Consider the following 11,122-nt stretch of genomic DNA (forward strand, 5'->3'; position numbering starts at 1 on the left):
CAGCAGACGCGACCGCTTTCCCGTCGAGGAGGGGTGACAGGAAGGGAGGGGGAGCGTGGAGCTGGCAACCGAGTACCTGATGCGGGTCCGACGCGGTGAGCCCGGGCGGGCGGAGGCCGAGTCCGATGCGGGGTCCTACGAGGACTTCCACGACTTCGTCGTCGCCCGGTCGGCCGCACTGTTCCGCGGGGCGCTGGTCCTGACGGGAAACCGTGAGGCCGCGGAGGACCTGGCCCAGGAGACCCTGGAGCGGGCCTGCCGGAAGTGGCGCACCATCGCCGCCAAGGACACACCGGACGCCTACGTGCGGCGGATCATGGTGAACCTGGCCAACGACCGGTGGCGGCGGTTCCGCCGTACGGTCCCGCACCAGGACGGCGCCGACCGGGCCGCCCCCGGGGACCAGTTCGGGCAGGTCGACATGAGGGACCAGCTGATCCGGGCCCTTCAGGGCCTGCCGATGCGGATGCGGACGGTCGTGGTGCTGCGGTACATCCACGACCTGTCCGACGACGAGATCGCGGCCGACCTGAGGATCTCGCCGAGCACCGTGCGGTCCCAGCTCGCCCGCGGCATCGACAAGCTCAGAGGCCAGTTCCCCGCACTCCCCGGCCCTTCATCCCGGCAGCCCACGGAAGGAACCCGATGAGCACACACGGTTCGCGGCCTTCCGGCTGCACACCTTTCGAGCAGGAACTGGTGAACGCCATGAAGGACTTCATGAACACCGCCGAGACACCGCACTTCGACACGGCCGCCATCGCGCGCGGGGCCCGCCGCAAGCGGGCCACGGCCATCGCGGGCATCGCCACCGCCCTCGTCGTGGCCGGCGCGGGCACCGCACTGGCCGCCGGAGCCACCGGCGGCAGTTCGCACACCACCCAGCGGACCGCCGCGGCCACCGCTGACAGCACTACCTTGCTTGTCCGCACCAGCGACGGCACGGCCACGGAGCAGTTGGCCGGTGTGAGTTCGGCGAGGGCCAGGGTGGCGCTCGTCCACTTCGGTCTCACGCCGACGTTCACCCGGGTCCGGAAGGCCGACTGCTCGAAGCCGGAGGATGCGGTGGTCCTGGTCTCGCCGCACGCCCCGACGGTCGTCCACGCGGGGGACACCGTTCTCGTGACCACCTGCTACCGCTGACCCCGGCAGAGCCCGGACCCCGGCAGAACCGGGCACAAGGCGGCCTGACAGGGCCGGCCTGACAGCACGGAGAGTGGTGGCCCCGTCGGAACCGGGGCCACCACCCCCGCATTCCACCACGCCCGCCCGAACGGGCCCCGCGCGAGGGGAGTTCAGGAGGTGCGGAAGGCCGGCAGACCCTTGTAGTCGGAGACCTTCACCGGCGACCCCGTGCCGTCGAGACGCACCTCGACGATCCCGGCCGGGGTCCGCGCGGCGACCACGTCCCCGGCGGGCGAGAACGCCGGCTCGGTGTAGTCGGTGGTCGCGCCGGGCGTGAGGTCCTTGAACGTCGGGCCGTTGTTCGTGCCCCGGTCCAGGAACAGGTGGTCGTGGCCGTCGACCGAGCGGACGAAGACGATGTCCTCCATGGCGTCCGCGGACATCGCCGGCTCGGAGCCGGTGGTGACCGCCGAGCCCTGCTGCCGGATGTTGTCGTCCCGGATGTAGACCTTGCCGGTGCCGGGGTTGGCGTAGGCCGCCGCGCCGTTGGAGCCCGCGTTCGGCCAGATGTTGCCGGTGGCGGGCAGCGGGTCGGGGTGGTCGCTCGGCAGTTCGTTGAGGCCGATCGGCTGCGGGGCGCCGCCGGTGGCCGGCACGCTCTCCAGCTTCGTGGTGCCGCCCGACTGCGCCGCGAACATCAGGTTGTCCAGCGCGGTGAGGCCGTTGGCGGGGTCCGCCTTGCGCGTCTGCCAGGTCGGGTGCGACCAGGTCTGCCCGCCCGGGTTCTTCGCGACGACCACCCGGCCGCTCCCGTCGGGGTCGCTCACCACGAGGTCGCCGTCGCCGTCCACGAAGGCGGCCTTGGTGCCGTCCGGGGACCAGGACAGGTCGCGCACCAGGGTGCCGAAGTCGACGCGGGTGCCGTTCATGACGACGTACCGGGTGCCGTCGCTGATCGTCAGCCCGCCGTGCGCGGTGCCGTTGAGCGCGGAGGAGGAGGTGACCGGCTTCACGGGGGCGGTCGGGGCGCCCGTGGTCGCGGGCGGCGTGGTGCCGTCCGCGGTGGGGTCGTCCGGTCCGCACCCCGACAGCAGCAGGGCGGCGCCGGTGACACCGGCGGTCAGGGCGATGGCGGCAGCGGTGCCGCGGCGGCGGCGTATGGGCGCGGGCATCTCGGTTCCCCCATGAACGATGAGACGGAGCGGTGGCGGTGAACCACCTGTGGGGGCAGCGTGTCAAGGCGACTTCCCGGCCCTGTGCGGTGGTTGTCACGACCGGGCAACAGCGCGGGCACGCCCCGGACGGTCCGTCACCTGCGTCCCTCAGGCCCCTGGCCACCCGTCAACCGGGGTCCGTACGAACGGGAGGCCGCCGCCGGGATGGGCGGCCCGGACACGCGGCCCGGATGTGCCGGTCCACCTGCGGGTGAACGCGGTGGACGGAGGCTGACGCTCGGCGCCGCGGGCGTACCCTGCGGCGGGTTCGGACGTTGTACCGATCATGAACGTATTCCGCATCCTCACCACCGCCGCGGCCGGCTCCTTCGTGCTGGCCGCCGCCGCGGCCCCCGCCGTGCAGGCCGCCGACCTCAGTTCCACCCTCGCGAGCACCGCGGTGACCGCCTCCGACGCCGGAGCCCAGGCCGGAGGTGCCGCCACCGGGGTGATCCAGCAGTCCGGGGTCGGGTCCAAGGTCGACGCCGTGCACAAGGCGGTCCAGGCCGGGTCCGACGCGGTGAGCGCGGGCAACGAACTGGTCGGCGGCTGACCGCTCCCCGCACCGGCGGGACATCACCGCCCGAGCACGGCCCGTACGAGAAGGGGCGCCCCTCCCACCGGAGGAGCGCCCCTTCGCCGTCTGTTCCCCGGTTCCCCCGTCGCCTCGGCCGCCGGTCCGTGTGCCCGCCCGGGCCGCACCCGTCCCACCCGGGCGAGCACACCGCTCAGCGGTTGAGACTGCCCGCCGGGACCCGGAAGTGGGCCGCGGTGCTCAGGACCTCCTCGTCGGCGGCGAACGCGCGCAGCTCCTCCTCGGTGATCCGGGCGCCCGGCACCCCCTCGGGCCACGGGCGGCTGGCCAGGATGACGTGGACCGACCCGCGGGCCCGGGCGGCGGCCGTCCACTGGTCCGGCACCGGACAGGTCACCTTGAGGTAAGGCATCGTCAGCACCGCCTTGTCGGCCGCGACGAGCAGCCGCACGTCGAACTTCTGGACCTGAGCGACGTCCAGGACGGTGCCGCCCACCGGCAGGCCGATCTCCCGCGCGGCCTCGAGCACCGCCTCCTGCCCGGCAGCGGGGCCGTCCACCCCGTCGCCGAGGGAGTAGGCCAGCAGGAACGCGATGTCCTCGCCGTCCTCGTGGGCGCCGGCCCACGGGATCACCACGAGGGTGCCCATCCGGCTCTGGAGCGACGACGTGGACGCGGTATTGGTCTGGCTCATGCGCGGGACCCTAACGGTCCACCGGCGCCGGACCGCGCCGATGTCACCTCTGCGGGCGACTCCCGGGCCCCGGATTCGCCCGTTCGAGGAAGCGCGCGGGCCGGTGCGCGCACCCCCAACGGCCTATCTCGGCCCCGCCGGTGGTGAACGGCCGAACCCCGGCCACCCGCAGCCGACTTGCGCGGGCGCCGGGCCGCGCACCCGCGGCCCGTGGGTGCCGCTCGGTTGCGGGCGCAGGTGGCCTTTTCGACGGTGGTCGAGGTATCAGCTCCACCCCCCACGAAGGGAAACCGTCCGATGCACAGCCTTCGCACCACCGGTGTGGTCGTCTCCGCCGCGCTCGTCGCCGCTCTCGCGGGCGGCGCGGTCGGGACCGCGTCCGCCGACACCCCGCGCCACCACTCCGCCGCCGCCCAGCCGGCGGCCCCCAAGGCGCAGGCCGACGCGGCCACGCTGCTCGCCCAGGCCAAGACGCTCGGCAACCTGGGCGGGGTGCTCGCCCCGGTCACCACGCTGGTCCAGGACGCGCTGGCCACGCCCGTCTCGAAGGACAAGGTGACGTCGGACGTCACCGCCGCCACGAACGCGATCGCCGCGGCGAAGTCGGCGCTCCCCGCCGCCTCCTCGGCCCCGGCCGCGCCCAACGCCCCGGCCGCTCCCGCAGCGCCCGATGCTCCCGCTGCTCCGGCCGCCCCCGCGGCCCCCGATGCTCCCGCCGCTCCGGCCGCCCCCGCGGCTCCGGCTGCGCCGGCCGCCACCACCCGGACCGTGCACCCGCGGGCCGCCGCCGACGTGCAGTCCGACGCCCTCGCCGCCCTCCAGACCGCGGTCGACTCGCTGAGCAAGGCCGTCACGGCGGGCGACGTGGCCGGCACGGTCACCGCCGCCACCGCGGTCATCACCGGCCTGGTCAACGTCGCCGTCGCCACGGTGCTCGGCGGCGGCCTGCCCGCGCCCAACCTGCCGGGGCTGCCGGCGCTCCCGTCGCTGCCCACCACCCCGACCCTGTGACGACCTCTCCGCGCTGACCGCGCGCACCTGGCTCGCCGCCCGCCGCCTTCGTGAGGAGGAACGGGCCGCGGGCCGCGTGCGTGCCCGGGCCCGCCCGTATTCATCCCCGCGGCCCATTCCGCCCGCCCCGCAGCGGAATTCCCACCGATTCGGCTCAACCTGCGTGACCATTGCTGATCCCGGGCGTTGCCCAAGGAGTCAAAAGCCGCAGCGTTGCGGTAATTCTCATCTTGTCGGACGTCCCAGGGAGATCTTGATGTCGCGTATCGCGAAGGCCATGGCCCTCACCGCCGCCGCAGGTGCTGCGCTGGCCGCCGGCGCGGGTGTGGCTTCGGCCGACGCCGGTGCCGGGGCCGCAGCGGCCGGCTCGCCGGGTGTGGTGTCCGGCAACGTCGCCGAGGTGCCGGTGCACGTTCCGGTGGACGTGTGCGGCGACACCATCGACGTCGTCGGCCTGCTCAACCCGGCGTTCGGCGCCCAGTGCGAGAACAGCTCGTCGCACGGTGGCGGCAGCAACTGGGACAGCAACGGCGGCGGCGAGTACTGAGCCGCACCCGCCCAGCCGAACGGCCCCTGCCTCCGCACGAGGCCGGGGCCGTTCCCCCGCCGGCCACGGAACCTCGGCGAAGTCACCTCTGCCGAGGAGCCGCTGGCCGGCCCCTCCGTAACTCGTGTGTCAGCCCGCTGTTTTTCGGGTCGGGCTTCCTGCTCGTTCCCTGCGCGGTCGGTCCCTTCCGGGAGAGTGGGCGATCGCGGGTGAGGGCGGACCGGCCACTCCGGGAACTCGGGCGTCAGCCCGCTGTTTTTCGGGTCGGGCTTCCTGCTCGTTCCCTGCGCGGTCGGTCCCTTCCGGGAGAGTGGGCGATCGCGGGTGAGGGCGGACCGGCCACTCCGGGAACTCGGGCGTCAGCCCGCTGTTTTTCGGGTCGGGCTTCCTGCTCGTTCCCTGCGCGGTCGGTCCCTTCCGGGTCGGGCTGCTTCCGGGAGAGTGGGCGGTCGCGGGTGAGGGCGGACCGGCCACTCCGGGAACTCGGGCGTCAGCCCGCAGTTCCACGGGTCGGGCCTCCTACTCGTTCCCTGCGCGGCCGGTCCCTTCCGGGAGAGTGGGCGATCGCGGGTGAGGGCGGACCGGCCACTCCGGGAACTCGTGCGTCAGCCCTCTTCATAGGTGTAGTACTTGCGGTGATCCAGCACCACCGACGGCTTCACGTTGAACGGCGGCATCGGCTCGGTGAGGCTGATCACGCGGCCGTGTTCCGGGTCGCTCGCCTTGAGCGGCTTCGCCGGGAGGAAGCCGGACTTCGGGTGCTTGCGCTGCCAGCGGGTCCAGATGAGGTCGATGAAGGCGTGGTGCAGCCAGAAGACCGGGTCGTTGGGCGAGGACCCGCCGATCATGTGGCCGCCCACCCACTGGTGCACCCGGTTGTGCAGGTAGCCGCCCTCGGTGTCGCTGACGGTCCAGCCCTCCATGGTGTTCCGCAGCCCCTTCGTGCTCGGCGCGGAGTTCCACGGCGCGGTGTCGTAGGTCGCGGTCTCGAGCGCGTCGTTCAGCTCGGCGGCGGTCGGCAGCACGATCGGGCGGTCGGGGCGGCCCATGTTGCGGGTGAGGTAGTTCTCCCGCGTGACGCCGTAGGTGATCGGCCAGTTGCCGGTCTGGTACGCGAACGGGCCGGTCGTCACCTGGCCGTCGCTGGAGCGGCCGTTGCCGCCCATGAAGTCGGCGTCCCACAGGGCCGAGGTCGGGGAGCGGTCGGCGGTCCAGTCCCAGTACGGGATGGTGACGTCGGGGTCGATCATCTGCAGCTCGTGCTCGAAGACCAGCAGGAACTGCCGGTGCCACGGGAAGAAGGTGGGGGCCATGTGCGCCACCCGCAGCCCGGTCTCCCCGTCGGCGGTGAAGTACTGGGTGTGCAGCTTGACGTACTTGTCGTAGCCGCCGCTCTGCTTGAGCTTCAGCACGGCCTGCACGAAGCGGGAGCGCTGGGCGCTGGTCAGGTTCCGCTGGTTCTTCCGTGTGTACACAGGTGCGCTCCCTCGACGCTCGGTCGGTCAGTGGTGGTGCGCCGCGGCGGCATCGGCCAGCTGGGCGCCCCCGATCACGTCGACCGCACCACGGGCGGTGGCCAGCGGGGTCGGGTAGGACTGGTAGTGGTCGGCCATGCTGATGAAGCTGCCGTCGAACCGGCGCATCGCGCCCAGCGGCCGCCCGTCGACGAGCAGCAGCAGGCCGCTCGCGTCGGTCGAGGTGAAGCCCTGGATGCGCCGGCCGCGGTAGACCTCGTCGAACAGCGGGGTACTCACGCCCTCGCCGGTTCCTGCGGTCACGCCGGACTTCCCGTCCGAGCCCGCGGGGACCTCCCCGCCCGGTGCCTGGTCCGCGGCCGGCTGCCCGGCCGCGAGCATCGGCCGCAACGCGATCGCGGTGCCCGAGACGGCGGCGGCGGTGGTCAGCCCGGTCCTGAGCACTCTCCTGCGTGACACCATGCCCGGCTCCTCTCGTCGGTCCCCCTCGGCTCCCCCGCCGGCCGTGGCTCTCGTCGATGGTCCTCGGCTCCCGGCCGCGGTTCATCTTGCCTCGTACGGCTGAGAATCCCGGCATTGCAGCCGATTATCAGCAAGGGTGATCCCGGAATTCATCCGGCCGAGTGATATCGCTGCGAGGGCGTGGCGTGTAATGAGATGGAAATGGATTCCGCCGTGGGTACGGGAGTTGGGGTCGGATGAGGCGATCGTATGTCCTTCCGACCATTTGCAGCACCGCCGCGCCCAGGTCGCCGAATCCGCGCGCGCCATTTCTTCGTACGTTATGACTGTCGCTCAGGAGGCGCGTCCGGGGCGTCCTTGCCGGCGAACGAGGAGTGGCCATGGCCGATCGGCACCAGTGGTGGTCGAGGGGGAGAGTCGCGGCGGTCACGGTCGCGCTCCTGGTGTGCGGCGTGACGGCGTCGCGGCTCGGGGACGGCCCGGCCGGCAGCGGACCGCTGGGCACGGCGGCCCACGGCAGCCCGGTGGCCGCGCACGCGCGCGCGTCGTCGGCGCCGGGAACCCGGTCCGCCGGGGCCACCGGTGTGGTGCCGCCGCTGGGGGCGTTCACCGACTCCGGCAGCAAGGGCGTCGAGAGCCTCGGCGGGCTGCAGAACTGGCTCGGCGGCACCGAGGTGAGCGTCGCCCACACCTACCTGCCGGGCGACGACTGGAGCAGCATCGAGGGCGACGGGGCCCTGCTCCGCCCGTGGGCCCGGTGGACCCGCGCCGAGCCCGGCCGGCTCTTCGTGCTCAACGTGCCGATGCAGGCCGACAACGAGGGCGGGGTCCCCGACGGCGAGGTGCGCGACCTCATCGAGCAGGGCGCCGGCGGCGCGAACGACGTGCACTTCACCCGGCTTGCCCGGCAACTGGTGCGGCTCGGCGTCCCCGACACCGTGATCGTGCTCGGCTGGGAGATGAACGGCACCACGTACACCCACCGCTGCGGCCCCGACCCCGCCGGCTGGAAGACGTACTGGAACCGGGTGGTCGCTGCCATGCGGGCCGTCCCCGGCCAGCACTTCCGCTTCGACTTCGCCCCCAACCGCGGCCAGGACGCGATCGCCTGGACCGCGTGCTACCCCGGGGACGCCACCGTCGACATCATCGGCATGGACTCCTACGACCAGCCGCCGGGGTCGACCTTCCACGACCAGGTCACCGAGCCGTACGGGCTGCAGGAGCAGGTCGACTTCGCGGCCGAGCACAAGAAGGCGATCTCCTACCCGGAGTGGGGCCTGTTCACGAACGGCGACGATCCCGACTACATGAGCCTGATGCTCGGCTGGATCATCGCCCACCACCCGCTGTACCAGACGATCACCGACTACTGCCCGCACGGCGTGTGGAAGTGCGACCAGAACCCCAAGTCGTCCGAGGTGTACCGGTCGCTGCTGTTCGGGCGGAAGACCGCGGCCGTCGCCGCGCCGCACGCCCCGACCCGGTCCACCGGCCACAAGTGAGGTCCTGACCTGCCCGTACTTGCTCTGACCTGCGACGACACGGCCGATCCGGTTTTCCCGCCGGATCGGTCACATCTCCCGGCGGCGCTTCGTCACTGCGGTGGAGGCACCGAAGGGGCGCCTCCGGGAGACCCGAGGAGAGCAGTCATGCAGGCACGGATGAAGAACCCGGCGCAGATCATTCCCGCGGCGATGCCCGCCATCGTGGAGGTGTTCAAGGCGGCCGGCAGCAGCGGGGTCGAGCACTCCACCATGGAACTGGTGCACCTGCGGGCGAGCCAGATCAACGGGTGCAGCGCCTGCGTCGACGCCGGGGTGCGCAACGCCCGCAAGGCGGGCGTCACGGACGAGCAGCTCGGCGCGGTCGCCGCCTGGCGCGAGGCGCCGTACTTCTCCGACGCGCAGCGCGCGGCGCTGGCGCTGACCGAGGCGGCGACCCGGCTCGCCGACAATCCGGCGGGCGTCTCCGACGAGATCTGGGAGGAGGCGGCGCGGCACTACACGGAGGAGCAGCTCGCCGGGATCACCCTCATGATCGGGGTCACCAACCTCTTCAACCGCCTCAACGCGACGACCCGTCAGGTGGCCGGTGAGGGTGCCTGGTAGCCGGTGCGGCCTTCCCCGCCGGGGCCTCGCGTGACCGCCGCCGGCGCCGCAGTTCGCGCAGTGCGGCGCGGAGGGCGGCCAGCGCCCGGCGGGTGAGGAGGGAGGGCAGGGACCGGCGGGTGGACAGCAGCAGCCGGGTGTTGGAGGTGGGGACGGGGCGCCAGTGGGACTTGTGGGGCTCGGCGCCCCTGAGCATGCTGTGGACGGGCCGGTCGGCGGCACTGGTGAGGCGGGCGCCGTGCCGGGTGAGGAGGGTGTTGAGGTCGACCTTGGCCGCGCTCAGGGCGGGGAGGTCGGCGCCGTAGAGGTAACCGCCGGCCAGGGCGGGCGACAGGACGGTGAGGTTCACGGCGACCACCGCGCCGCGCAGCCGGAACTCGGTGAGCAGCGCCTCGCCGGATTCCGTCATCAGGGCGCAGGCGTGGGAGAGGTGCGCGGCGAAGCGGGGCCGGAGGTGCTCGGGGGTGACGCCCCGGCCCTCCCACTGCGCGGCGTGCAGCCGCAGCATCGTGGCGACGGCGGCGGGCACGTCCGCGGCGGGCACGTCGTGCTCCTGGATGCCGGCGGCGTCGATCTTGCGCAGGTTGGAGCGGATGCGCTGGCCGCGTGAACTGCCCACCCGGGCGATGAGTTCGGACATCGGGCCACCGGGCAGTTCCAGGCACTCGGAGTCGGCGAGCATCCGCTTGGGGCCGGGCCACAGGTCGTACAGCCGCCCGGCGGCGCCGCCCGGGGGCACCTCGCCCAGGTCGACCAGCGAGCCCCGGGACGCCCGGCGCATCCCCCGCACCAGGGCGGCGGCCACCGCCTCGCCGCCCGCGCCGGGGTCGACGAGCGCGTCGGAGAAGTCCGTGACGGCGCCGCCGAGCGGGACGAGGGCCGGCAGCGGGCGGTAGGTGCGCATCAGCGCGAACGCGCCCACCAACTCCCCTTGGCCGCCGGACTCCGTGCCCTCCCCGGCCGGGTCGCCGCCGCGCCGCACCAGGACGATCCGCAGCCGCCCCGGCCGGCCGTACCAGAGCCACCACGAGTACAGCCAGCCGTGGCTCTGGAACGGGGTGGCCCGCGGGCAGGCGCGGTGCAGGCGCGCCCACTGCGGGGCGAGCGCGGCGAACTCGCCGGGGTCGCGGCAGATGTGGACGTCGAGTCCGGCCGCCATGGCCGGTGCCGAAGCGTCCGTCGGGTGAGCGGCGCCGGTCGGCGGTGCCTCCGGAGTCCTCGGGCGAGGGGTGCCGGTGACGGCCGGGGGCGCCTGCGTGTCGGGGCCTTCCACGCTCACACCGCCGCGCGTTCGGGCCGGGGTTCGGACGGGTGGACCGACGGGGCCGGCAGCGCGGTGCGGGCCGGCTCGCCGTCCTCGCGCCGGGGCCGGACCAGCAGGACGAGGGCGCCGAGCAGGCCGCCCGCGCTCGCGCCGACCGCGCCCGACAGCGTCGCGGACGGGGAGGAGGGCGCGGCGGGGGCGGCGGCGGGGGAGAAGACGAGCAGCCGGACGCCGGTGCTCGCGGAGTCGCGGTTGCCGGTGGCCGCCAGCGAGCGGGCCACGCCGTTGGCGATGGTGGCGGCGGTCCGCGCCCGGGACGAGCTGCCGGTGACCGAGATCATCGGGGCGTCCGGTGAAGTGGCCGCCTGCACGTGACCCTTGAGGTCGGCGGCGGCGGTGTGGGTGGCGGCCTGGGCGCCGGCCAGCACCGCGGAGCCGGTGACGATCCGGCCGTACGCCTGCGCGAAGCCGAGCGCGGTCGTCGCGTCGGTGCCCTTCTGCGGTACGACCATCACGTACCCGGTGGCGGCGTACTGCGGGGTGGCGGCGAGCCCGTAGCCGAGGCCGCCGAGCAGCCCGATGCCGATGCCCAGCGGCACCGGCAGCCAGCGCGGCAGCGCGCGTCGTGGCGCGCGCCGCCTGCGGTCCTGCGGGTCGCTGGTGTCGCCGGTGTGGTTCACGGTG

Annotated in this window: 13 protein-coding genes; 7 read left to right on the forward strand and 6 right to left on the reverse strand. The window is 73.6% G+C overall.

Annotated features, from left to right (window positions below; all coding sequences use genetic code 11):
- Positions 1–55 precede the first annotated feature (55 nt).
- A complete protein-coding gene (locus C4U44_RS14335; RefSeq protein WP_235032070.1) occupies positions 56–649 on the forward strand; it encodes a SigE family RNA polymerase sigma factor in 594 nt (197 codons plus the stop codon).
- Positions 646–1,143, forward strand: a complete 498-nt coding sequence (locus C4U44_RS14340; protein WP_103886138.1) for a hypothetical protein — start codon at positions 646–648, stop codon at positions 1,141–1,143. The genes C4U44_RS14335 and C4U44_RS14340 overlap by 4 nt, the downstream gene beginning before the upstream one ends.
- A 152-nt stretch (positions 1,144–1,295) precedes the next feature.
- Here C4U44_RS14340 and C4U44_RS14345 read toward each other — a convergent pair whose 3' ends face one another.
- The gene (locus C4U44_RS14345) at positions 1,296–2,297 is read right to left on the reverse strand and encodes a TolB-like translocation protein (protein WP_103886139.1); all 1,002 of its coding nucleotides are present in this window, start codon (positions 2,295–2,297) and stop codon (positions 1,296–1,298) included.
- 328 nt (positions 2,298–2,625) lie between these two features.
- Between C4U44_RS14345 and C4U44_RS14350 the strand changes: the two genes are divergently transcribed.
- Complete coding sequence (locus tag C4U44_RS14350; RefSeq protein ID WP_103886140.1) at positions 2,626–2,892, forward strand: hypothetical protein; 267 nt, start codon at positions 2,626–2,628, stop codon at positions 2,890–2,892.
- 175 nt (positions 2,893–3,067) lie between these two features.
- Here the strand turns inward: C4U44_RS14350 and C4U44_RS14355 are convergent, their stop codons facing one another.
- On the reverse strand, positions 3,068–3,568 hold the full coding sequence (locus C4U44_RS14355; protein ID WP_103886141.1) for a DUF5949 family protein: 501 nt from the start codon (positions 3,566–3,568) through the stop codon (positions 3,068–3,070).
- A gap of 297 nt (positions 3,569–3,865) precedes the next feature.
- Between C4U44_RS14355 and C4U44_RS14360 the strand changes: the two genes are divergently transcribed.
- Both C4U44_RS14360 and C4U44_RS14365 read left to right on the forward strand, forming a co-directional pair.
- On the forward strand, positions 3,866–4,579 hold the full coding sequence (locus C4U44_RS14360) for a hypothetical protein (RefSeq protein WP_103886142.1): 714 nt from the start codon (positions 3,866–3,868) through the stop codon (positions 4,577–4,579).
- Between the two features lie 256 nt (positions 4,580–4,835).
- Positions 4,836–5,126, forward strand: a complete 291-nt coding sequence (locus C4U44_RS14365) for a chaplin (protein WP_103886143.1) — start codon at positions 4,836–4,838, stop codon at positions 5,124–5,126.
- 605 nt (positions 5,127–5,731) lie between these two features.
- On the opposite strand, the gene C4U44_RS14370 is transcribed toward C4U44_RS14365, so the two are convergent.
- Both C4U44_RS14370 and C4U44_RS14375 read right to left on the reverse strand, forming a co-directional pair.
- Positions 5,732–6,601 (reverse strand): tyrosinase family protein, encoded by an 870-nt coding sequence (locus C4U44_RS14370; RefSeq protein ID WP_103886144.1) that lies wholly within the window; start codon positions 6,599–6,601, stop codon positions 5,732–5,734.
- Positions 6,602–6,628: 27 nt separating this feature from the next.
- Entirely contained in the window at positions 6,629–7,063 is a 435-nt protein-coding gene (locus C4U44_RS14375; protein WP_103886145.1) for a tyrosinase family oxidase copper chaperone, read from the reverse strand.
- A gap of 380 nt (positions 7,064–7,443) precedes the next feature.
- Here C4U44_RS14375 and C4U44_RS14380 point away from each other — a divergent pair, with 380 nt between their 5' ends.
- Together C4U44_RS14380 and C4U44_RS14385 are read left to right on the forward strand one after the other, a co-directional pair.
- Positions 7,444–8,568: a glycoside hydrolase family 26 protein gene (locus C4U44_RS14380; RefSeq protein ID WP_107503988.1), complete on the forward strand. Its 1,125-nt coding sequence runs from the start codon at positions 7,444–7,446 to the stop codon at positions 8,566–8,568.
- Between the two features lie 147 nt (positions 8,569–8,715).
- On the forward strand, positions 8,716–9,174 hold the full coding sequence (locus C4U44_RS14385; RefSeq protein ID WP_103886146.1) for a carboxymuconolactone decarboxylase family protein: 459 nt from the start codon (positions 8,716–8,718) through the stop codon (positions 9,172–9,174).
- On the opposite strand, the gene C4U44_RS14390 is transcribed toward C4U44_RS14385, so the two are convergent.
- The gene (locus C4U44_RS14390; RefSeq protein ID WP_103886147.1) at positions 9,131–10,333 is read right to left on the reverse strand and encodes a GNAT family N-acetyltransferase; all 1,203 of its coding nucleotides are present in this window, start codon (positions 10,331–10,333) and stop codon (positions 9,131–9,133) included. The genes C4U44_RS14385 and C4U44_RS14390 overlap by 44 nt on opposite strands.
- A 116-nt stretch (positions 10,334–10,449) precedes the next feature.
- Positions 10,450–11,118: a YveK family protein gene (locus C4U44_RS14395; protein WP_103886148.1), complete on the reverse strand. Its 669-nt coding sequence runs from the start codon at positions 11,116–11,118 to the stop codon at positions 10,450–10,452.
- Positions 11,119–11,122: the final 4 nt, after the last annotated feature.

It is taken from the genome of Actinacidiphila yanglinensis (genome assembly GCF_900107965.1).
Lineage (GTDB): Bacteria > Actinomycetota > Actinomycetes > Streptomycetales > Streptomycetaceae > Actinacidiphila > Actinacidiphila yanglinensis.